This is a genomic window from Echinimonas agarilytica (assembly GCF_023703465.1).
Taxonomy (GTDB): Bacteria; Pseudomonadota; Gammaproteobacteria; order Enterobacterales; family Neiellaceae; genus Echinimonas; species Echinimonas agarilytica.
In genome coordinates, this window is the sequence record NZ_JAMQGP010000001.1 from 595,013 (window position 1) to 619,127 (window position 24,115).

The 24,115-nt window shown below is 46.3% G+C and carries 16 protein-coding genes; 8 read left to right on the top strand and 8 right to left on the bottom strand.

Annotated elements, in window-relative coordinates:
- Positions 1-10: 10 nt before the first annotated feature.
- Positions 11-2,557, bottom strand: a complete 2,547-nt coding sequence (gene ptsP / locus NAF29_RS02525) for a phosphoenolpyruvate--protein phosphotransferase (protein ID WP_251259908.1) — start codon at positions 2,555-2,557, stop codon at positions 11-13.
- Positions 2,558-2,836: 279 nt separating this feature from the next.
- Positions 2,837-6,010 (bottom strand): TonB-dependent receptor, encoded by a 3,174-nt coding sequence (locus NAF29_RS02530; protein WP_251259909.1) that lies wholly within the window; start codon positions 6,008-6,010, stop codon positions 2,837-2,839.
- Positions 6,011-6,479: 469 nt separating this feature from the next.
- On the opposite strand from NAF29_RS02530, the gene NAF29_RS02535 reads away from it, so the two are divergent.
- The gene (locus NAF29_RS02535; protein WP_251259910.1) at positions 6,480-9,275 is read left to right on the top strand and encodes a TonB-dependent receptor; all 2,796 of its coding nucleotides are present in this window, start codon (positions 6,480-6,482) and stop codon (positions 9,273-9,275) included.
- A 68-nt stretch (positions 9,276-9,343) separates the two neighbouring features.
- Here the strand turns inward: NAF29_RS02535 and NAF29_RS02540 are convergent, their stop codons facing one another.
- The 3 genes from NAF29_RS02540 to NAF29_RS02550 all read right to left on the bottom strand — a co-directional run bounded on the left by NAF29_RS02540 (position 9,344) and on the right by NAF29_RS02550 (position 12,416).
- Positions 9,344-10,390, bottom strand: a complete 1,047-nt coding sequence (locus NAF29_RS02540) for a hypothetical protein (protein ID WP_251259911.1) — start codon at positions 10,388-10,390, stop codon at positions 9,344-9,346.
- A 58-nt stretch (positions 10,391-10,448) separates the two neighbouring features.
- Entirely contained in the window at positions 10,449-12,008 is a 1,560-nt protein-coding gene (locus tag NAF29_RS02545; protein WP_251259912.1) for a sulfatase, read from the bottom strand.
- A gap of 189 nt (positions 12,009-12,197) precedes the next feature.
- Positions 12,198-12,416 carry a hypothetical protein gene (locus tag NAF29_RS02550; RefSeq protein ID WP_251259913.1) on the bottom strand — a complete coding sequence of 73 codons (219 nt, stop codon included), beginning with the start codon at positions 12,414-12,416 and terminating at the stop codon, positions 12,198-12,200.
- 520 nt (positions 12,417-12,936) lie between these two features.
- On the opposite strand from NAF29_RS02550, the gene NAF29_RS02555 reads away from it, so the two are divergent.
- On the top strand, positions 12,937-14,535 hold the full coding sequence (locus tag NAF29_RS02555) for a GMC family oxidoreductase (protein WP_251259914.1): 1,599 nt from the start codon (positions 12,937-12,939) through the stop codon (positions 14,533-14,535).
- Here the strand turns inward: NAF29_RS02555 and NAF29_RS02560 are convergent.
- Together NAF29_RS02560 and uvrA are read right to left on the bottom strand one after the other, a co-directional pair.
- A complete protein-coding gene (locus NAF29_RS02560) occupies positions 14,524-14,907 on the bottom strand; it encodes an MAPEG family protein (RefSeq protein ID WP_251259915.1) in 384 nt (127 codons plus the stop codon). The genes NAF29_RS02555 and NAF29_RS02560 overlap by 12 nt on opposite strands.
- Positions 14,908-15,025: 118 nt before the next feature.
- Positions 15,026-17,851, bottom strand: coding sequence for an excinuclease ABC subunit UvrA (uvrA, locus tag NAF29_RS02565; protein WP_251259916.1), 2,826 nt, complete (start codon positions 17,849-17,851; stop codon positions 15,026-15,028).
- A 174-nt stretch (positions 17,852-18,025) separates the two neighbouring features.
- Between uvrA and NAF29_RS02570 the strand changes: the two genes are divergently transcribed.
- From NAF29_RS02570 to NAF29_RS18160, 6 genes are all read left to right on the top strand, one after another.
- Complete coding sequence (locus tag NAF29_RS02570; protein WP_251259917.1) at positions 18,026-19,396, top strand: MFS transporter; 1,371 nt, start codon at positions 18,026-18,028, stop codon at positions 19,394-19,396.
- Positions 19,397-19,398: 2 nt separating this feature from the next.
- Positions 19,399-19,989 carry a single-stranded DNA-binding protein gene (ssb, locus tag NAF29_RS02575; protein ID WP_251259918.1) on the top strand — a complete coding sequence of 197 codons (591 nt, stop codon included), beginning with the start codon at positions 19,399-19,401 and terminating at the stop codon, positions 19,987-19,989.
- A 127-nt stretch (positions 19,990-20,116) separates the two neighbouring features.
- Positions 20,117-20,449 (top strand): hypothetical protein, encoded by a 333-nt coding sequence (locus NAF29_RS02580; protein ID WP_251259919.1) that lies wholly within the window; start codon positions 20,117-20,119, stop codon positions 20,447-20,449.
- Positions 20,450-21,132: 683 nt separating this feature from the next.
- Positions 21,133-22,323: an iron-containing alcohol dehydrogenase gene (locus NAF29_RS02585; protein WP_251259920.1), complete on the top strand. Its 1,191-nt coding sequence runs from the start codon at positions 21,133-21,135 to the stop codon at positions 22,321-22,323.
- Between the two features lie 191 nt (positions 22,324-22,514).
- Complete coding sequence (locus tag NAF29_RS02590; protein WP_251259921.1) at positions 22,515-22,772, top strand: AbrB/MazE/SpoVT family DNA-binding domain-containing protein; 258 nt, start codon at positions 22,515-22,517, stop codon at positions 22,770-22,772.
- Positions 22,773-22,807: 35 nt separating this feature from the next.
- Positions 22,808-23,068, top strand: coding sequence for a type II toxin-antitoxin system PemK/MazF family toxin (locus tag NAF29_RS18160; protein ID WP_349665550.1), 261 nt, complete (start codon positions 22,808-22,810; stop codon positions 23,066-23,068).
- A 300-nt stretch (positions 23,069-23,368) separates the two neighbouring features.
- On the opposite strand, the gene NAF29_RS02595 is transcribed toward NAF29_RS18160, so the two are convergent.
- Positions 23,369-24,109 (bottom strand): FadR/GntR family transcriptional regulator, encoded by a 741-nt coding sequence (locus NAF29_RS02595; protein ID WP_251259922.1) that lies wholly within the window; start codon positions 24,107-24,109, stop codon positions 23,369-23,371.
- Between the last annotated feature and the right edge of the window lie 6 nt (positions 24,110-24,115).

Consider the following 24,115-nt stretch of genomic DNA (forward strand, 5'->3'; position numbering starts at 1 on the left):
AGGTCGGGGCCTAGCGCCCCCGACTGATGGTCCTTACTTCAGCAGCAGTGCTAGCCTGAACTGCTTGCTGAGCGAGGTTTTGACATTCAGTGAGTGATAACTCTCTAATTTGTCCTTTAATCGCCGGAAGCGCGGGGACGCTGACCGACAATTCATCAATGCCTAAACCAATCAGCAAAGGTACCGCTTGTGGATCCGATGCAATACCACCGCAAACGCCAACCCATTTACCGGCTTTATGCGCGCCTTCAACCGTCAATTGAATGAGGCGAAGCACAGACGGATGTAATCCATCCACTTGAGCGGCTAATTTGGGATGGCCACGGTCCATGGCTAAGGTGTATTGAGTAAGGTCATTTGAACCCACTGAGAAGAAATCGGCTTCTTGTGCAAATTGTTCGGCCATTACGGCAGTGGATGGCACTTCCACCATAATACCGACTTCGTAATTTGACACGCCTAAATCAAGCGCTTCTTGCCGCACAACTTCTTTCGCTGCGCGCAGTTCTTCTAACGTGGCGATCATGGGGAACATGATGCGCACTTTGCTGGTAGAGCCTTTCCCTGCGCGTAAAATTGCTCGAACTTGGGTTTTAAGGATCGACGGACGATTAAGGCCTATACGAATGCCGCGCTCGCCCAAAAATGGGTTTTCTTCGGCAGGCATTGGCATGTAATCCAATGGCTTGTCGCCACCCACATCCAGGGTGCGGATAATGATGGGACGACCGTCAAGTGCCTTCACAATTGAACTGTAAACCTCGGCTTGTTCGTCTTCATCGGGCGCTGTTGCACGATCGAGGAACAGGAACTCGCTGCGAAGCAAACCCACGCCTTCGCCGCCCAAGCTGACACTTTTTTGTGCATCATTCAGATTGGCGATGTTAGCAACCACTTCCATCCGATGTGAATCAGTCGTGGCGGCAGGCTGATCGGCAGCAGCAAGATCAATGTCATGTTGCTGTTGAGCTTGCGCTTGTCGGGCCTTAATAGTGTTGATTTCGTCATCGCTAATGTTGATGTGAAGATGACCAGCATCGCCGTCTAAAATAACTTTGCTGCCTTCTTCGAGCGTTTGGGCTGTGCGGTCAATACCAGCAACAGCAGGGATACCCATACCACGCGCCAAAATAGCAGAGTGAGACGATGAGCCGCCTTCGGTTGTGGCAAAGCCCACCACTTTTTTCGGGTCGAGACTCGCTGTCATTGAAGGCGTTAAATCGCGAGCGATAATGATAGCTTGCTCGGGGAGCTCCAATGTTTCATTGGGTAACCCAAGGAGCTTACGCATGACGCGATTGCGAACGTCTTCAAGGTCAGTCACACGGCCTGCCAATACAGGATTGTCGAGCTGACGCAATACGCTCATCTGCCCTTCAATCGCCATATTGAAAGCGTATGCCGCTGACTTATTGTTTTCGGTAAGAGTCTTAGCTTGCTGCTGGAGTTCTGGATCTTCTAATAGCTCGCGGTGGGCTTGGAAGATCTCCGCTTTTTCAGCATCGCCTTTTTGACTCATCTCAGCTTTGAGCGCGTCTAGGTCGGCAAGAGAATTGAGTACCGCTTGGGTCAGATTCGCTTGTTGTTGCTGAACGTCTGTTGCTGTTTCGTCAAATTCAAAGGTGGTCTCTGACAATTGCACCACCACGCCAATGGCCGACCCCGGAGAAGCCGCTACGCCAAGTAATAAGTTTGGATCATCACTTTTTACGGCGAGCAAGGACTCTTCTTCGGGTAATTCAACGGCAGTGGGTTTGGGCGCTTCGGTGCTGCAATCTTCGCCCAATCCATCGCGTATCGCTTGTGAGAGTGCTTCAATGGCTGATTTAGCATCCGAACCTGTGGCTTCAAGTTGAACTTCGTCGCCTTTCTTGGTGTTCAAGCTCAGCAAGGCAACAACGCTGCGGGCGCTGGCCGATGCAGTGCGTGTAGCAAGACTGATTTTACTCTTGTATTGTTTACTCAGCGCCACCAACGTTGCACTTGGGCGGGCGTGTAATCCCACTGGATTTGGTAAAGAAATCCAGTCCGAGGTAAGTGTTTCGCCGGAAAGTTCAGATTCAGCAATAGCTGAGGAAGAACCTTCGCCAGCAGTTAAGATGACATCTTTCGCTCGAATTGTTTCGCCGCTTGCAACTTGCAGTGGACCAAAATCTTCAGGGTTAGTGACCAATAACATGGTGAGCAGCGAACGTGCATTACGAGCAATCTTATCAACATCAAAGTCAATTAATGGTTCACCGGCTTTTACGGTTTGGCCTTCCGTGACCAATGGGATGAACCCATCGCCTTTGAGCATGACGGTATCTAGGCCAATGTGCATCAGAATTTCTGCACCGCTGTCTGCGGTAATAGTGATGGCGTGATGAGCGGGGTGAAGCGTGCTAATGACGCCATCACATGGCGCAGTTAAGGCTTGCCCGATAGGGTCGATAGCGAGGCCATCACCTACCATTTTACCTGCGAATACGGGATCTGGAACTTGATCGATTGGAACAATAACGCCGCTCAAAGGGGCGATAAGCTCTAAAGTCTTTTCAGAAGTTGATGTGGTCACTTCGATACTCCGGTTCTGCGTTTTGATGCCGCAAGTCTAGAGCACATTACGCGAGGTGAAATCGAACCGGGTACGGTTTTTTCGTTATAAAACCATTGCTTACTTTGCGATACTGATTGTTACATTAAGTTACGTGGGGCGCAAAATGGCGCAATTGTTAGTTTGTTCATGCCAAAAAACGGGCGATAGTGCTTGGTATTGCATTGTTACAGCGCGGAACGGAAAGCTTTGGGATTAAAAAAGCCCACCCGAAGGTAGGCTTTGAAGTGACTTGAAGCGTTAAAATGAAGCGGAAATCCCCGCTGTGTATCGGCGTCCATATTCACGGTATTGTTTTGTGATTTCAGGTGCCGCTAAGTATTGATAAGACGTGCTGTCGGTTAAGTTGGTTGCGCTGAAGAATACGCTGACCTGTTCAGTGACGTTGTAGTTCAAACTTAAGTCGAGTTGATCGTATTCATCGCTAAAGATCGGGAAGCCGTAAATGGAGTCTCCAGTGAAATATTCATCGCGATAGTTGTACGCAAGTCGTCCACCAAACCCATACTTCTCGTAATACAAAATAGCGTTGTAGCTGTTTTCTGAGAGGTTAGGTAACGGCAGTCCTTTGCCAGTGGCCGGATTCACGTTCTCACCCGGTTGTTCGGCGTCGGTGTAGGTATAGTTAAGTACGTAGCCAAAACCATCAAACGGTGAGGGCAGAACGTGGCTTAAATCATGCTGTAAGCCAATTTCGATGCCTTTTACTGTTCCAGACTCGCCATTGCGCTCCTCTTTAATCGTGACTAAGTCACCATCAGCAACTTCAGCGCTACAGTAAAGAGCCTCGTCGGGATCATAAATACCATCACCATTGAGATCGCGATCGATGGTTGAACCAATCCTCGCAACGGTACAATTGTCATAGTTTCGGTCAACGTCTTCACCCACAATTTCTTGATAGGTTTCTGTTTTCAAAAATGACTTCACATCTTTATAAAACAAGGTAGCCGATAACATACTGGCTTCAGCGAAGTACCATTCGTAAGACAGATCAAACTGATCGGCTTCATACGGATTAAGGTACGGGTTACCTTTTGTGGCATTTTTTGTCCCCGTTGCGAGATTTAGCGAGGGGGTGAGTTTAGCCGGGTCGGGACGAGACATGACCCTTGCCGCTGCAAGGCGAACTATCATGTCGTCGTACACATCAAACGAAATGTTTGCACTGGGTAAAAAATCATTGTAGGTATTTTCAACCCGCTCTGACTCAAAGTTGCGAATATCATATTCGCCGCACAAACCGGTGGCACCTAACACATGGTTAGGGTCATACACATCACCGTTGTAACCACTGAACTGGCAGATATTGAGTTCGCCATCCGTGTCATCTTCGCGGTAGATGGGGAGCTCTTGAATTTTGCTGAGCGCTTTAATATCAGCTTCGGTTCTGACATAACGCGCACCAAAGTTTCCGCGGTAGCCGATGTCGCCAATGTCGCCCTCAAAATCAAATTGAAGATAGATTGCGAAAGTATCTTCTGTTATGTCGTACGGGTACAGGTAGCTTTCATCGTAAACCGAAGCTGGGCCATCGTATGTTTCACCGGTTTCTTGGTTTACATCGTCAAGTGCGAATAATATGTTGGTCAGTTCAAGGTATTCGTTATAGCTACTGTTGCCCAAGGTCATGGGATTGCGCCAGTTGCTCTCATAATTTTGAGGGGTACCGTCACTAAAAATAGCATCGGAATCTGAAGTGATTAGCCCTGAGACGCTATCTGGAGCATATTCAAAGCCCGGAACCGGCTCGCCTCCGACAGGAATATGCAACTCCCAAAAATTGTTATTGTTGTTGCGATAATGCCAATTAATAGTGGTTTTTCCATCATACGGGTCGCGCAATTGATAGCGATGACGTTCCACATTTCGGCTGGCATATCGAACGCCACTTTTAATGGTATGAATCACTGAATCTAACTCATATTCAAAGTCGACCTTTGCTGCGTCTTCGGTCAATGTGTTGTCGCTATCGCGTCCCCAGCTATTGGTAAAGAACCAGCCTTCAGGCGAGTCAAAGGTTACGTCATTGGGAAAGTACACGTCTAGGTTGGGGTAATTGCCTTCGCGCATGCTGTAATCAATGGTCTCTAAACGAGAATTGTCCCAATAGGGGCGAATATTAACATTGAGGTCTTTGGTGTCTTTGTTGGACTCTCCGGTGCTGATCTCAGCCGAAAGCTTCCAGTTTTCTCCGTGATATTTTCCACCTAAAGCGACGGAGTATTGATCTTGGTTCTCTTCTTTTACTGATGGGTTGACCCGAGCCATCCATTGGGACACTTCCCACCAATTTTCAGATTCAAAGCTGGTGCCGATACCCGATAGAACGAAGTCATTTAGGGTTCCGTCTTGTGAGTTTTGTAGTCTTAATGCGTCTTCTTGGTGGTACGCTACGCTGAATTTGCTATTTTCCCAATTCGGAAATTGAATGTTGGTTTTAGACTCATTGGTTTCGGTGTCGAACTCAATGTAGTTCATGGTCAAGTAGATTTCGGAGTCGTCATTGGGTGCAAATTGAATGGTGCTGTCAATGCCTAAACGCTCGCGTGAAAAGTCGCTTCGTTCATAACGTCCTGCTTCTGGAATCCACACATCGTGACCGGGATGATCGGCATAAATACGGTCGCCATTGTCATCTGTGTGTCCGGCTAAGCCAATCTCGTATTGCGATGGCAGCAGCGTTCTCCAGCCGTTATTGTCATATTGGTCGGTACGTTGATTGTAATCCTCATATGAAATATTAATTAACGCACCTAACTCTCCGCCGCCAAAGTCCCAACGGCTACTTGCGAACATGTTGACTTCGGGATCATACTTTTCACCTAAATAGTCATCATGACCAAATTTAAGCGTGCCACTTAATTTATCTTTTTCAGTACTTAAAGGTTTTCGAGTGACGAGTCGAATTGTCCCGCCGAGAGATCCCTCTGTATCTGAAGCAGACGGTGATTTAATCACCTGAATACCATCAAAAAGCGAAGATGAAATTCCAGTAAAACTATTGGAACGGCTGTCTGCACTATTTCCTAATAACGATCTTCCATCAATTTCTACTCTATTTTCACTCATGCCTCGAATTTGAAAAGAGGAACCTTGCCCTCCTCGGTCTCGGCCGATTTGAACCCCGGTGACACGTTGTAGTGCTTCCGCAATATTATTATCTGGGAGTTTTCCGATATCTTCGGAATTAATGGTGTCGATGACTTGATCTGATAACCTTTTGTCGGCAAGTGATTTATTTAAACTGCCTCGAATCCCCTTAACTTGAATGACCTCAGTTTCATCAGAATTCATGGCTTGAGGAGAAGATTCCTGCCCTATCGCTGAGCTGCTTATGGCTGGCGCCAAGATCACGCCAGACATAAGCATTGCTCTTCGAACGCCTACCGCAAGGTGGTTTAATTTATACATTTTTAAAGCTCTTTGTTGTGTGTGTCTAATTATCATCAGGATTTAATCAGGAAAAATACGCCCCCAAAATAACCCTGTTTTTATATTTCATAATAAAAAATGAACAAATTCGGTGATCTCGTTCAAACCCAGATATGGGCTATTTGGTTTAATCGTATGCGTTATTTGGTCGTTTCTGTTTTTGGGGATGTATTCACCATTATGTATGTATTATTTGGCTAATTTTGGGGGCGGCACTTATAAGCGATTTAAAAGACTAGAGAAGGCTGATTATTTCGTGTGTTTTTTGTCAAGAAAATATGGTTGCTGCTCAAAATTACATCATTACGGCCTGAATTTAGCCGTTTTATTTATTGGAATTCACTCAGAATATGAATCCCCTAGGCGGAGGGGAAGTTTGGGTTTCAGACTCAGGAAGTAGTCGGATCTGAATCTAAAAAATAAATATAAATTACAAGGGATATATGTAATGAATACGCAATACTTCTCTACATTGAATTTCAATAGCACACAATTAAAAACTTCAAAAATAGCCATTGCTTTAGGGTTAGCATTATCGCTCCCTACTTATTCTGTGTTGGCTCAAGAAAGTGAAACCTCATCGCAAGTAAACGATGTTGAAACCATACAAGTCACCGGTATTCGTGGCTCGTTATTGCGTTCGATGGATACCAAGCGAAGCACGTTAGCGGTATCTGATGCGATTTCGGCAGAAGATATTGGTAAATTTCCCGACACCAATATTGCCGAATCACTACAACGTATTACGGGCGTATCGATCGACCGCTCGGGAGGTGAAGGGCAATTTATTACCGTTCGCGGTTTTGGTCCACAGTTTAATACCGTGTTGGTGAATGGCCGAATTATGGCCACTGAAAATGATGGTCGAGAGTTTTCATTTGATGTCATCAGTTCAGATATTATTAATGGCGCCCAAGTATTTAAATCTCCCACAGCGAACATGCAAGAAGGCGGCATTGGGGCAACCGTTAACCTGACAACTGCGCGTCCATTTGACTATGACGGACTCGTGGTAGCGGGGTCAGTTGAAGGCACGTACGATACGTTGGATGAAGATTACTCACCAGGTGGTTCGGTGATTGTGAGTCACTCGAATAGTGATCGAACATTGGGCGCTTTGGCGTCTATTTCCTACTCCGATCGAAGCTCATTACGCGAGGGAGTGACCACAGAGGGTTGGAATAATTACGCCGAAACCACTGCGTATATGACAGACACTCAAGAATTTGTCACCCTCAAAGATGTGCACATTCCAGGGTCTTATCGTATTCGCCAAGTGGAAGAAAACCGTGAACGTTTGAACGCGGCGGTGGCGGTTCAATGGGTGCCGGTTGAGAATGTAGAATTAACACTCGACGGTTTATATTCCGATTACGATGTTGAGTCGGTTACGTCAGCATTTCAGCCATTCTTTGGCAGCGGTGATTTCATCTGGGTGAATCCTGTATTGGATGAAAATAACACCATGATTGCCTTTGAACGTCCTGGTTCAGTCTTGGCAAATGCTGTTGATGGTATCGATGGAACCCAGAAAAACGACAATATTTACAATGAAAATGGTCGTCCTACCGATACTTGGGCTGTGGGGTTCAATGTTGACTGGCAAGTGAATGAGAAATTTGATGTTGCATTCGATTTATCGCATTCAAAAGCTGAGAGTGATCCAGGCGGAAAACCGTTTTTGTCGAAAGGGTACGAGTCAGTTGAGAATGCTTACTTTGAACTCGGATCGGGCGACTTGCCTTCTTACGATGCGGGGGTATCTACGACCGATCCTAGTTTGGTGAAATCTCACTTTGTGGGGCGTTTCGGCAGCGACATTGAAGATGAAGTGACTGAATTTCGTATTGATTCGAATTATGAGTTTGATAACGCAGGGCCGCTAAGTTCGATGAAGTTTGGGGTCTATGCAGGCGATCGCGAAAAGTCGCGAGTGGCCTACGAAAGTTACCTTTGTGCGTACTGTGGTTATTTCAGTGATTTTAATGATGAATTACTTAGCCCAGTTGATGCCAGTGGTTTTGCAGATGACGCTTCGGGAGATTTCCCCAAACACTGGTTCAAATATGACGTAGACGCAACATTGGCATGGTTGGAATCGGAAGACGGCATTACTGCGGGGGGCCAAAACGATGCAGAAACGATTCAAACTATTCGAGATGGCTTAGAAGCGAGCAATGGGTTCGCTGAAGTTCCGAACGACCAAGCCGGTTATTCTGTGAAAGAAGAAGTGGTGTCGGCGTACCTTGATACATACTTCTCAGGAGACATGGGTGAGCTGCCGTGGGAATTTAATGTAGGCATGCGTTTGACCCGCACTAAGACTATCTCAAAAGGCATTAACCAAGAAATTTTGGGAGTTGAGAATGTTGTTGGCGATAGCTTGCAACAGCTCATTTTATCCGATCCTATGCCAGTGAAATATACGCACGAATACACCAATATTCTGCCATCGGCTAACTTCCGCTTAGATCTGCAAGATGACCTCATCATGCGTTTGGGGTATTCCGAGACGATCACGCGTCCAACCATGACATCTCTTGCACCTTCAACCTCGATCAATCCGCGCGTGGGAAGTGAAGCAATTTCGGGTGGTAATCCGAATCTTGAAGCATTTGAGTCAACTAACTACGACATGACGTTGGAATGGTATTTTTCTGATGTGAGTTTGTTGGCGGCGGCCTTGTTTCATAAGGAGATTGAAAACTTTGTAAGCACGACCACACGTGATACCGAAATCGCAGGGATCACATTTAAAGATTCACGCCCAAATAACCAAGAAGAAGCCACTGCAACGGGAATTGAACTTGCGTTCACGCATTCGTGGGACAATGGGTTTGGTACACAATTGAACTACACCTACGTGGACAGTTCGGCTGACTATTCGCTGGACAATACCACCGATACTCAGTTCGCCATTGAAGGTTTGTCGCCAAATTCGTATAACATCATTGGTTTTTATGAAAAGGACGCTATTTCGGTTCGTTTGGCCTACAACTGGCGTGATGAATTCTTGAAGGCTATCAGTGATGGAAGTGCGAAGGGCAATCCGATTACGCGTGAAGATTATGGCCAGCTCGATTTAAGTGCAAGCTATGAGTTGAGTGAAAATCTGTCGTTGTACGCAGAAGGAATCAATGTGCTCGAAGAAGATATTCGTGAGTACACTAATTATCAAAACCGTTTAACCTCCTATGAATACACGGGTGCTCGTTACACTGTGGGAATTCGCGGCAAGCTATAATCTCGTCTCAAAAATGTAAAAAGGGCTGAATGTTCAGCCCTTTCTTATGCCCAAGTAAATGCCAAAATCTAGCGATCTAAGATGGGCTTTAATTGCTCTTCAATCGGTATGATTTGAGCCGAGCTGATAGGCGTTGAGAGTTGTTCAAATGGATACTCTGCTAGCGTCCAAACTTCAGTAAAGTAGGCCGACTGCCCTTGTTTCAGGCGTTCTCTTGGTCCCATCGGTTCTATTTCTGCAACCGAGTGGTTTTTAAACGATGTGTTGTAATAAATAGAAAATGTACCGCTTTTTAGATCTGTGTACGCTCGGTCTGGAAATGTCTGGAATTGACGCAGCATCACTAAATCATTGGGTATAAAATAGGCCGCCCAATCGGTGTAGGTTTCAATGCCAAACTTTTGATGTTGAGGCTGTCCCGTAATTTGGAAGTAACCGTCTTGATGATGAACATGCGGATCGGCTGGGGGGTGCAATAAAATCGATTTTTGCTTCACATCAAACACCGTATAGCCTTTGGGGTAGATGTTTCCTTCGGTCATAGGAATCACAAACTTGCCCCCACCTTTGGCAAATGTTCGGGTCCAGAAGTGGGCAGTCACCTCACGTTTGAGGTAGTTTGTCATTCTCATGTCGATGCGTAATCGAGATGATTTTGAATCGAGGGTGAAGGTTCTGATAATTTGCAGGCCCGTTTCTGGATCTTTCACACTAGTGAGTCGCGCTTGTCGATCACCGATAATTTCGCCGTGCCAATGTCCTAACAATAGATTTCTTCGATCTGGCAGAAATGCTGGGCTGCCAATATCAAAACGTCCGCCACTGTTGAATGTGGTGCTTTGGTTAGAGCCGTCAAAATGCCACCCTTTATCCTTCGCATCCACCACTAAGCTGTCTTTGCCGTGATAGCTGTATTGCAGAACTTTACCGCCCACTTGAGGCAACAGCAGTACACGAGTGCTTTGGTTGCTCAGTTCAATGACGTTGGTGTAGCCAAAGGTTGAGACGAAATTGGCACCCGTACGATTGTCTGTGTCGGCAATCGCAGCGTTAGAAAACAGCAAGGAGCACGTTATAAAAATACGAATCAAAGGACTTGAGGCAATGGTATTCATGACTGGTGTTCCAACAATTAGGCAATAAAAAGCCCGAACGAGTCGGGCTATTCTTGATTTAAGAGACGCACTGTCCTTCTTCACAGGCTTTGGATTCTTTTGGGATCCACTGTTTAAGCTCGTCAATAACGCCTTTGTATTGAGGATCACTTGCTAAGTTATGCCATTCGTCCTCATCATTGCGATGGTCGTATAGTTCAATAGACCCGTCGCTGTATTGGATGAGGTTCCAATGTTCGCGTCGAACGGAATGGTTATTCGGTTCATAGGTCACTACGGCTGCATTGCTCCATGATGCTTCAGGATCTTTCATCAAAGGCTCTAAATCATGACCTTCTAGATATTCTGGAACTGAGTCTAAGTTTGCGGCTTTGACAATCGTGGGATAAATATCAAGCAACGATACAGGCTTTTCGATCACTTGAGCTTTCATGCCGGGTACTTTAATGATCATGGGGGTGTTGGTACCTTGATGCCAAAGTGAGAATTTCTCCCAGCGATACTTTTGCCCAACTTGCCAGCCATGGTCGCCCCACAACACAACAATGGTGTTGTCTTCGTATGGACTACCTTTTAGGCCATCCAAAATAACCCCAATCATATCATCTGCAAATGTAGTGCTGGCTTTGTAACCTTGTACTGCTTGTGCCCACTGGTTGTCGGTTGCAATGACACGCTTAGCAAAAGTTGATGAGAAGTTATATTTAGCAATCTCGGGTAAATCTTGAATATCGGCCTCTGGGTGTGGCGGAGTTTCAATGTCTTCCAGTGGATACATGTCAAAATATTCACGCGGGGCCACTTGGGCAGAGTGAGGGCGGAATAAGCCACAGGCTAAGAAAAATGGTTTGTCGTGTTTTTCCTGCATGTAATCAGAGCAATATTTGGCGACCGAGTAGTCACCTGTTTCTTCGGTTTTGATGTCGGTAGGACCCCAAATACCAAAACGCCCCAAATAGCTGTTAATGGGTTTGTCATCGTAGTTGTAATCGCCTTCAAGCCATTTACCGTAGCCATTTTCATCGCGATACTCTTTTTCACCACCGGTGCCAATATCAAGCACCGCTTGACGGTGCCAGGACGCATCGTCCGACTGCACTAAAGGGGTTTTCCCTTTGCCGCGTTGCTTGTGGAAAATTTTTCCCGCCGCAACCGTCTCATAGCCTTGTTTGGCAAAAAATTGCGGCATGGTTTCCAGGTTGGCATTGCCGATCAGCTCTCGGAAATTACCGGGGTTACGATATTGGCCGGTGGCTTCTGGACGACGACCTGTCATCAGTGCAACGCGTGAAGGGTTACACGCAGGGACAACAGCATGGGCATTTTTGAAGGCAGAGCCTTGCGATGCAAGCCGGTCGATATTGGGGGTATTTGCCATACCGCGCCACGCGCCGGGCCAGTTATTTAAGTCATCTACTGCAATCATTAAAATATTGTAAGGCTGCGCTGGACTCGTTTGGTCTGAAACTGGCGTAGCGGCTGACTCAGCAGGTTGCTCAGCTTGTTGACTACAACCAGACAAAGCCAGCAAACCGGCAATAGTCGCCGAGGAGAGACGTTTACGTTTAGGACGGCGCTCGTTAGTTGAGAGAGACTCTGTATCGTCATTTAAATTCATTACTGGACACTCAATGCAGTCATTTGTGAAACATAATATGCCTCAGAGTCGCCAAGTGCAGTTATGGACAAACAGGCCAGATCACCATGATGATTGATGCTCAGTGGGGTAAAATGCCGTCTAGCTCAAATTATAAGGCCAGAGGTGAAGTATGAAGGCCATTGAGAGGCCTTCATTGAGAATCAAATTTTATTTACTTTCTAAGGCTTTCACTGCGCTGAGTAATGCTTCGCACTTGGCGACTTCTTCCTTGTCGTCGGCATCATCAATACACTCTTTATATTCTTGAAGCGTTTTTGTTTTCTCTTCGGTGTACTCTGCTTGTGCATCGTTCAGATCATCTTTTGATGAACTACAACCCACCAACGCCACAAGTGTTGCGCATACAAGCGCTGCTATTCGAATCATTGTTTATACCCCTGATGAAATTAAAATGATTTATCTCACTGAGTTTAGTTAACTTTTCAGCACATGCTAATTTCTAAGCGGTAAATATTGCCGAGAACTGCTAGGCGTTTATTGGTTGATTGTAAGTGCTTGCTAATCAAGTGTTGCTTACTTTTTCTGATTCTAGTTTTTAATTAGTTGAATTAAAAACCATCCTATAAGTCATTCACAATGAGCGTCGCTGTTTGAGGGTGAACACGAGAATGACCGAACCCATGAACAGAATGGATTTTGTGTGGGTAACCTGAGTGCCGCCAGTGAAACTAGGATGATTGGACTCGTGATGACTTTCGAGTGTGTGATGTCATGTCGGTGCTGACAGGTCTTAGTACAAAACACGTCAACATCACAAACTTTATAAATTTAAATATAAAGTCAATATTTATCTGGGAAAGTTCGAAAGCGTGAATTGGCGCATAGGTATAAATGGCTTGCATCGATTAATGTTAAGCCATGAGATTTAGAGTGATTGAAGCTGTGCGTGCAATATAATTACATTATCGTGGGCGGGGGCTCGGCGGGTTGCGTGTTGGCAAACCGATTATCGGCCGATGCCAACAATACTGTGCTGTTGTTGGAGTCCGGTGGCCTCAACGACGGCTTAAACGTGATTGTGCCTATTGGAGTGGTGCAACTCATGCGATCCTCTATGAGCAATTGGCAAATCAATTCTGAACCCGAACCAAACCTCAATAATCGCACGATTTATTGTCCTCGCGGCAAAGGGCTGGGCGGTAGCAGTGCAATCAATGCCATGCTTTATATTCGTGGGCAATCGGATGATTACAATCATTGGCAAGCCTTGGGTAATAAAGGGTGGGGTTACCAAGATGTACTGCCTTATTTTTTAAAATCTCAGCATCAAGAGCGCGGTGCCAGCCTATACCATGCAACGGGGGGTGATTTAAATGTGGCAGATTTACGTTTTCAACATCCGCTTACTCAAGCCTTGATCGAAGCCAGCCAGGCTCAAGGGTATCCTTTAAATCAAGATTTTAACGGTGCAGCTCAATTTGGTGTGGGGAACTACCAAGTCACTCAAATCAATGGAGAGCGTTGCAGTGCAGCGCGGGCATTTCTGACGCCGGTTCAGCATCGCTCAAATCTAACCGTATTAACCCATGCGCACATGGACAAAATTCTGATAAAAGATGGAAAGGCTGTTGGAGTTAGGTTTTTCCACAACGATGAAAAACACGTTGCCTTTGCTGATCGAGAGGTATTGCTGAGTGCCGGAGCCATTCATTCGCCACAACTATTGATGGTGTCGGGGGTGGGTGACAAAGCAATGTTGGCATCGCACGGAATCCTGTGTGAAGCGCATGTGCCCGGAGTGGGGAAAAATTTGCAAGATCACGTGGACGCACTTGTCGTTCGACAAGAGAAAACGAATACCTCGATGAGTTTACGCCCGTTTTTTTTATTGCGCTCGGTTAAGGAATTGTGGCGTTATTGGCGAAAGCGGCGAGGTTTACTGACCACCCCCGTGGCTGAAATGGCCGGATTCATCCACAGCAGTGGCGATCCAATAAGGCCCGACATACAGCTGCATGGCATCGCTGCCGCCATGGATGACCACGGTCGTAATTTATCTTTGTTGAAACGGCACGGCGTGTCTGTACATTTGTGTTTATTGCGCCCCAAAAGCAGGGGGCATGTGGCGTTAAATGATGCTGATGCGCGGACTCCGCCACGAGTCACATTAAATATGTTGTCGGACGAAGATGACATGCGGGTGATGGTCGAAGGCGTGAAACGGGTGCGCGAGATCCTATCAAATTCCGAAATATCCCCTTTATTAGAGGGCGAAATATTTCCCGGGGAGGCGGTTCAAACGGACGGTCAAATTGCCCACTTTATTCGTAAAAAAGCCAATACAATTTATCATCCCGTAGGTACTTGTAAGATGGGCAATGATGCCATGGCCGTGGTTGATCATGAGCTGAAAGTACGGGGAGTACAATCACTCCGCGTGGTGGATGCGTCGATTATGCCAACCATTGTAAGCGGCAATACCAACGCTCCAACCATCATGATCGCCGAGAAAGCTGCAGCGATGATTTTAGCTTCAAACGAGTGAACGAATGATGCCGTAAATGGCGCCAATTAACATCGCCATGGATGCTAAAAAGCCAATGGAAAAACCCACGGCTCTGCTGTTTGGATCGCGGACATAGCACACAATGTATATGACTCGGCCTATGATAAATGCTGTGCCTAACCCAATGGCGAGTGAGACGCTTTGATAAGTGGCTAATAACCACATTGATGGAATGGCCACAACCATTTGTTCTAGAGTATTCATCTGGCAGCGATAGGCGATTTCAAATCGCTCATCCCCTGTGGTTGCTGGCGCTTTAATCCCGGTTTTTACACGGGTATAGCCCACGAGTAAAACAGAGCCAACATAGGTGATTAATATCAAACAGGTAATAAGTGCTATCCAAAGCATGACATGTCCTTTTTAAGTAAATGGTTGTCTGAAGTTATAAGTTATAGACCGGATATGACGGTTGAAATTTTCATGGATGCATAAAAAAACCGGCAATGCCGGTTTTTCCAATTGAACGTTATCGATTTAATAAAGGCTTGAGGAAGCGAGCAGTATGCGAACGTTCGCATTCCACAATTTGCTCCGGTGTGCCTTCTATCAATATTTGTCCGCCACCTGAGCCGCCTTCAGGTCCAAGGTCGATAATCCAATCGGCTGTTTTCACCACATCAAGGTTGTGCTCAATGATGATGATGGTGTTGCCATGGTCACGCAGGCGATGTAGAACCGTAAGCAATAACTGAATATCATGGAAGTGCAGTCCGGTGGTCGGCTCATCCAATATATAAAGCGTACGGCCGGTGTCACGTTTCGATAGCTCACGAGCGAGCTTAACCCGTTGAGCTTCACCACCCGACAAAGTCGTAGCCGACTGTCCTAAGCGAATGTAAGACAGGCCCACATCCATGAGAGTTTGTAACTTTCGACTTACTGCTGGAATTGCATCGAAGAACTCTCGGGCTTCCTCAATGGTCATGTCCAATACTTCGTGAATGGTTTTACCTTTGTAACGAATCTCTAGGGTTTCGCGGTTATAGCGTTTGCCTTTACATAAGTCACACGGCACGTATACATCAGGTAAGAAGTGCATCTCCACCTTGATCACACCATCGCCTTGGCATGCCTCACAACGTCCTCCTTTCACGTTAAAGCTAAAACGTCCCGGCTTATAGCCACGAGAACGAGCTTCTTGTGTGCCGGCAAATAACTCACGGACTGGCGTGAAAATACCGGTGTAAGTCGCAGGGTTTGAACGAGGAGTCCGGCCAATCGGGCTTTGGTCAATATCAACCACTTTGTCCAGGTATTCGAGGCCGTTAATATCTTTGTGCGGAGCAACATTCTCGCCAGCGGCACCATTTAACATACGGTGTGCTACAGGGAACAAAGTGTCGTTGATCAGCGTAGATTTGCCTGATCCTGAAACGCCTGTGACGCATGTCATTAAGCCAATTGGGAATTTAACATCAACGGATTTGAGGTTGTTGCCTGTTGCGCCGGTGATTTCAATGAAATGCTCATTCGGGGCATTGCGCTGTTCTGGTAGTGCAATGCATTTACGACCGGATAAGTAGTCTCCGGTGAGCGAGGCTTCAGTATTAAGAATATCGTCGACGGTGCCTTGTGCTACGACTTCACCGCCATGAACACCTGCGCCGGGACCAATATCAATGACGAAATCTGCAGCTCGAATAGCATCCTCATCATGCTCAACCACGATAACGGTATTGCCCAGACCGCGTAAGTGTTCGAGTGTGGCCAGTAAGCGCTCATTATCTCGCTGATGCAGGCCAATAGAAGGTTCGTCGAGCACGTACATCACACCCACAAGCCCAGCCCCAATTTGGCTGGCTAAACGAATACGCTGCGCCTCGCCACCGGACAGTGTTTCTGCTGAGCGCGATAGAGTGAGGTAATCCAAACCGACGTTGACCAAGAACATTAGCCGATCTTGAATCTCTTTAAGGATTTTTTCTGCAATTTGGGCGCGCTGCCCTGTAAGTTCGAGTTGTTCAAAAAATTCGAGGCATTCACCAATGGCTCGGTCGGCCACGTGGGGTAACGTAGTTTGACCAATGAAAACGTTACGAGCCTCTTCACGTAAGCGAGTACCGTTACATGCGGTGCACGATTGACTGCTAATGTACTTTGATAAATCTTCACGTACCGAGGACGATTCGGTGTCTTTGTAACGACGCTCCATATTGGGAATAACACCCTCAAATGGATGATTGCGAACCACAATATCACCGCGGTCATTGACGTACTGGAATTCAATTTTTTCTTTACCGCTGCCATGTAATACGGCTTGTCGTGCTTCATCCGTTAAATCGTCGAATGGCGCATTTAAGTCAAAACCGTAGTACTCAGATACCGCGCGCAGCATTTGAAAATAATATAGGCTGCGTTTGTCCCAACCTTTAATTGCACCACCGGCCAGACTGAGTTCGCCGTTAGGCACTACTTTTTGGTGATCAAAGTACTGCTGAACACCTAATCCGTCGCAGGTCGGACAGGCTCCTGCCGGGTTGTTGAAACTGAAAATTCGCGGCTCAAGCTCGGCCATTGAGTAGCCACATATTGGGCAGGCAAAGTTGGCTGAAAACACCAATTCCAAATCGTTGTCTTCATCCATGCTGACCACGGTTGCTACGCCGCCGGATAATTCTAAGGCAGATTCAAACGATTCAGCCAAGCGGAGTTGAAGATCATCGCGTACCTTAAAGCGGTCGACCACAGCTTCGATGGTGTGTTTTTTATGCAGTTCTAAAGTGGGTGGATCAGACAAGTCACAAATATTGCCGTCGACTCGGGCACGAATGAAGCCCTGTGCTGCAAGGTTTTGAAGTGTTTTTAGATGTTCGCCTTTGCGCTCTTTTACGATGGGGGCCAGCAACATGAGCTTACTGCCTTCGGGTTGCTCCAGCACATGATCGACCATCTGGCTGACGGTTTGAGCCGCCAATGGTTCATGATGGTGGGGGCAGCGAGGTTCGCCCACTCGAGCAAACAACAAACGCAAATAATCGTAAATTTCAGTGATCGTCCCCACGGTCGAACGCGGGTTATGGCTGGTGGACTTTTGTTCGATTGAGATTGCAGGTGACAAGCCTTCAATGGAATCCACATCTGGTTTTTCCATCAATGACAAGAATTGACGAGCATAAGCCGACAGCGACTCAACATAGCGTCGTTGACCTTCGGCATACAAAGTATCGAATGCTAAAGACGACTTCCCTGAGCCTGAAAGCCCTGTGATCACAACAAGCTTGTCGCGCGGAATTGTCAAATTCACATTTTTAAGATTATGAGTGCGAGCACCACGAATATCGATGGAGTCCATAAGGGGTCCAGTAAGTCATCACCAAGCCTTATAGAATCGCATAAATGGCGCTTCGGATCAGCGCATTCCGTATTTTTTTTATGCGTGTTGCAAGGATGTTTTTTCGACGATGTACTTCACACTTCAGCGTGTTAGAATCGACCGTTTGTGCCTCACTAAAAATACGAATAAGCCATGGGATTTTCTGCGACAGAGCGTAAAGCAGCGATAGGTCTAGCAACAGTATTTTCGACCCGCATGATCGGTCTGTTTATGATCATGCCTGTATTCGCTATTTATGGGCCGCGTTTAGAAGGGTTCACCCCCTTGTGGATGGGGCTTGCGATTGGCGTATATGGCCTGACTCAAGCCTGCTTACAAATACCCATGGGTCACTTGTCGGATCGTATTGGACGCAAACCGGTGATCTATGCAGGTTTAGTGATTTTTGCCATCGGCAGTTTGGTGGCGGCGTTGGCCGACAATATATTTTGGGTGACGATAGGGCGAGCGCTGCAAGGAGCAGGTGCAATTTCTAGTGCGGTCTTAGCATTGGCCGCTGATTTAAGTCGTGACCATCAACGCCCCAAAGTGATGGCCATTATTGGCGTATTCATTGGTTTATCATTCACAGTTGCACTGATCATTGGGCCACTGATAGCCGGTCCATTCGGCTTGTCAGGACTGTTTTGGGCCACCGCAGGGTTGGCATTGCTCGCCATGGCATCGGTTAAGTTTCTTGTCCCCGATGCAGTGACCAAAGCCCCAAGCGGCGACACCATGGCCAAATGGCCGATGATGAAAGCCTTGGTTAAAGATGGGCAATTATGGCGTTTAAACTCTGCCGTTTTAGTCATTCATTTTTGTATGACCTGTTTATTTACGGTGTTGCCGAGTTTATTGGTCAGTGATGAAACTAGTTCACAGGGTATGTGGCAAGTTTTACTACCTATATTACTGCTGAGCTTTTTGACCTTGATTCCAATGATGAAAGTGTTCAATCGCAGAGGACTTTACAAGCAAGGCCTAATTTTTTCAGCCATCTTGATGACGATTAGCGTTATTATGTTGAGTATTGGCTCACAGCAATGGCTGATTTGGGTTGCTACAGTTTTATACTTTGCTGGGTTCAATTACCTAGAGGCAGGACTACCAAGCATGGTGTCTTTGTTTTCACCCGCTGGCCATAAAGGCAGTGCGATGGGGGTGTTTACAACCTGCCAATTTGGTGGCGCATTCTTAGGAGGCGTGACCGCAGGGATTTTGTTGCAATGGCAAGGAAGCGACGCAGTTTTTATTACAATGGCTATTGTTCTGTTGAGTTGGACAGTATTTGCATTGAGCATGCAGACGCGTGCAAAATTAAAAGCGCTTCACCTTCCAGTGTCTTCTTCAACTCCTGAATCGACTTGGTTAGAGCTATTAACACAACAGCCTGGTGTGGCTGAAGCTGTGTATGTACCTGAAGAACAAGTGGTTTACTTGAAGGTGAATCAAGACAAATTTGATATTCAATGCGCTGAAGCATTGATTCACGCCGCAAGCGTTAATATTGAGGAGAATTAAGTATGGCCACACGTGGCGTTAACAAAGTAATTTTGGTGGGTAATTTAGGGCAAGATCCTGAAGTGCGTTATATGCCAAATGGAAATGCAGTTGCAAACATTACGGTTGCAACGTCTGAAAGTTGGAAAGATCAGCAAGGCCAACTTCAAGAAAAAACTGAATGGCATCGCGTGACCTTGTTTCGCAAGTTGGGTGAGATTGCAGGCGAATATTTGAAAAAAGGCTCGCAAGTCTATATCGAAGGCAAGCTCCAAACACGTAAGTGGCAAGATCAGCAAGGCCAAGATCGTTACACCACAGAAATCATTGCGGACCAAATGCAAATGCTTGGTAGCCGCAACTCTGGCGGTCAGCAAGGGCAAGGAGCACCGGGTATGGGGGCTCCAATGGCGCAACAGCCAGCACAAGGTGGCCAGAATTACGGTGGCCAGCAACAGGCGCCACAACATGGTGGTCAGCAACAACAATATAACCAAGGTGGCGGTGCGCCAGCACAACAACCTCGTCAGCAAGCACCTCAGCAACAAAATGCGCCTCAGCAGCAATTTGGTGGTGAGCCTTCAGTTGATTTTGATGACGATATTCCTTTCTAAACAAAGACAAGTTAAAAAAAGTTGATAAATACCTTTTAAAAGACCGCAGTTAGCGGTCTTTTTTCTGAACGCAGAACAGCCCAAAGGGCTCAGTGTCCATCAAAGGCCAAAACAGGCCTTGTTTCAATTGAGCAATGTCTTTTCCATCGTACGTGTTGAACTTTCCTTATACGAGCATCGTGTTCTGAATACCCGAATAGGCTCCATTTTGTGGTCGTCATGTGAAAGTGTCTCAGATTGGAGCGATGAACTTGGAAGTAGCTTTAAGCTTGGTCAAGCCGAATTTACGGCCACGGATAACATCAGCAACGTGACCTTAACGGTGGTTGATATCTTTGCCGAAGATGCTAATTTCAACACCATTGCTCCGCAACAAGTTCCAGAACCAAGTTCTGGTGTTCTGTTTGCGCTTGCTAGCTTGTTGTTGGTGGGGCGCCTAACAAAGCAGTCGAACAGTTAACTTAAGCTGACTCGACAACTGGGGTTTCATCTCCGGTTGAATCAATCAAAGGGCCTGCTTTGTAGGCCCTTTTTTATACCTGTGGTTTACCTTCAAGGTTTTTCCAATGTTAAGAGTCGATGTATCAACATCATTTTTACTGAGCCAGCTTCGCTGGGTCCTATAGCTCCCCTCATTTAAGCTAGAATCAAGATTTGGCCTTACCAATGTTCATTGCAGAGTTATTTTTAGATTCCTCCAAAGCTTGAGCTTCATCACGTTGGTAATAAGGTTGGATATATTGGTATGACTAATTGGTTGACAATTCGGTCTGTCGGCATTACATTTCAACCGTGCCTAGGAAAATGCGAATAAAAAATAAACATATGCTAGGTCACGAATGAGGATGATGTGTGTCATGGGTATGTTTGAGAACGAACGACGTCAGCGTCGAAAGGCCTCAAGTGATAAGACAGCAACCCAAACGATATGAGATGTGATAATTGGCTTGAAAAATTGGTCATGCTATTTACTGCTAGCCTTGATCAAGGTGCTTTCAATAGAAATCGTTGATGCTTATTACGCGCACATCACTCATCAAATCAATATCAATTATGTGAATAACTAAGAATGCCCTACAACATTCTGAAAAACATAAATTATTAGCGTGAAACGCAGCAGACTCCGAATAGAGGAATACAACAATGACGCCATTTGACTGGAATTTTCCCACCCGTCTAAGTTATGGGCCTGGCCGCATTAAAGAAGTGGGCAAAATTGCCTCTGAATTTGGTAAAAAAGCAATGATCGCAACGTATGCCAAAGGTTCTCCTTTGGATCCTGTGATCGACACAATTGAAGCTTCTTTGAAAGAAGCGGGCATGGATGTCGTTATTTTTACCGGTATTGAGCCTAACCCTCGCGCTCAAACGATTGATAAAGCGATTGAAATCTTCAATGCTGAAGGTTGTGACATGGTCATTGCATTGGGTGGCGGTAGCGTGATTGACGGTTCTAAGTATATTTCTGCCACGGCTTTTTCTGGCGGAAAATCTTGGGATTACGTTGTGCTAGGCGATCGCACGCCTCGTGAATATACAGGCGCATTTCCTATTATTTCAATTCCAACGATTTCAGCCGCCGGTTCTGAAACGAATGCGGGTGGGGTGATCACGAATGCGGAAACGAATGAAAAGAGCTTCTCTCGTTCACCGTATCGTTTACCAAAGGTCGCTATTGTAGACCCTGAAATTTTGAAATCCGTACCGTTACGTCTTACACAAGACAGCTGTATTGATATTTTCTCTCATTTGATTGAGCACTATTTGTCGAGCCATGACGAGTCTGAGTTTGCTGACCGTATGACCGAGGGCATGATCCTCTGTGTGATGGATAATTTTGATAAGATTATTAACGATCTAGAAAACTTAGAAGTCCGTGGTCAGCTCGCGTTGTGCTCTATTTTTGGTTGGTCTGGCTTTCAAGCGCTGGGTCGTTTAGGCTCGATTCCGATGCACTCAATTGAAATGCCGCTCAGTGCATATTACGACTTACCGCATGGGCGTGGAATGGTTGTGGTGATCCCTGCATATCTTGAACACCTGTCAGATGCACTTCCACATCGATGGGCTAAGTTGGCGCGTCGATGCTTCGGTGTGACCGAACAAGATGATGCGGTTGCGGCAAAAATGTTGGCAGGTAAAGTCACCGAATGGTTTAAGCGTACAGATTCCTATTTAACATTGTCGGATGTTGGTATTCCTGACGACAAATTTGAGCAGATGGCTGATGATGTGGTGCGTATGTTCCCAGTAGGGGGCGATCAGGTTGCCACTCCAGGCGCTCGACCCGTGACCAAAGAAGACATCATCAAAGTGTACGAGCTTTGTAAGTAACTTTATCCCCCTGTGATAAAAGCCTCTCTTTGAGAGGCTTTTTTTGTTTTAAAGTGACAAAATCACTATGTCTGCAAATTTCCACGAAGAGGTAATTTGCAATGAAGAAACAAATCAAACGCGCTCAAGCGCTACCACATAAGACTAAAAATTGCTCAAAAAGAGGTTGTTTAACTGAGGGGGGTATACTTATGTTGAGTAACATTCGCAATTGGGGGAACAGTGGCGGAACATTGCTTCCCGCAGGACTCCTAGCAAAAGCCGGTTTGCAGATTGGCGATCCAATTGAAGTAGATGAAAAGAATGGCGTGATCTCTATCCGAGCAGCCGAACCAAAGTACACATTGGCTGAGCTGCTAGCATCTTCCCCAGCAGAATCGGTCTCATTGTCACAAGAGGACACTGAGTGGCTTAATGAGGCACCCGTGGGCCGTGAGGTAACTAAGTGAGTTCAAACCAGTACACGCCAAAACGAGGCGACATTGTGTGGACAAATTTCAATCCCTCTGCCGGTCGAGAGCGAGCTTATCATCGGTCAGCTTTGGTATTGTCTCCGAAGCTATTTAATAAGCAGATCCAACTAACCCTAGTTGCACCAATCACCTCAACGGTGAGAGGGCATGGGTTTGAGGTTCAGTTATCCAGCACTCAAACTGAGGGTGTGGTGCTATGCCAACAAGTTAAGACGATAGACTGTGTTGAGCGTGGTGTGAAATTTATTGAAACAGCCCTGAGGCCGTTGTGAGTGATGTTCTTGCGCGGGTGCTAGTGAGCTAACGGAAAGCTGTGCAGCGCACAGAAAGGAGGTTTTAATGTCCTCAAGTTCGAAACTGGAACACTTAGCCAAGGCTTACTGTGAGTAGAGGGTCGCAATTTCGAAACGTACATTTCAGGTTCTTAATTCAAAGCCAAGAACTATGAAGTGACTTGCACCTTGCAAAAGAGCTGACTTGGAGTCGTCAAGGCAAGCTCTATGTGGCCAGTGGGTGATGGCGCGCATAACAAAGCCACTTGCGTGGCCTTGTTATGCAGATCACTTTATTGGCTACAACCGATCTTTGACCAAATTGTCGAGTGAGTATAAACCGCGCTTTTCGCTATTCTTACGCCGTACTTCCTCAAGTGCGCGGGTTTCAATCGCATCAAACAATGAATTGATTAAGCGATTGAAATGCTTGTGCATTGCCGCTCTGGCTGCGTTGGCGTCTTTCGCTTCTAGCGCGTTAAAAATTTCGCGATGTTCGGTAATCGTTTGTGCACTGCTTTGGCCGCAAACACTGGCATAGTCAGCAATAATGTTTGGGTTTGAAGTCCGAAGCTTCCAAAGGTTTTGCACAGACTCTTGCATTGCACTGTTGCGAGTCGCTTTTGCAATGGTGTGGTGGAACAATTCGTCAGCTTCTTGGACGTTTTCGTCGCGTTCCATTCTTACCAATGTTTCACGCAGAGTCTCGAGCTCTTCGTTGTTAATTGAGGTCGCGGCTAAAGCTGCAACTTCGCCTTCAATAAGCGCTCGCGCCTGCGTTAATTCAAATGCACTGAGTTTCTTAGATTGAAGCAGTTGTTCTGGTTGTTCAAGTACATACACCCCTGAACCAGTTTTCACTTCAACGCGCTCTCGCACTTCTAATGCGATGATGGCTTCTCGGACAGTTGGACGGCTCACATCAAAAATTTCTGCGAGCTCTCGTTCCGGTGGCAGCCGGCTTCCCGGAGGAAAATCCCCTCCGCTAATCATGGACTCAATTTGTTCCACAATGCGCCAAAATAAGCGACGGTTTTTCATAGTTAT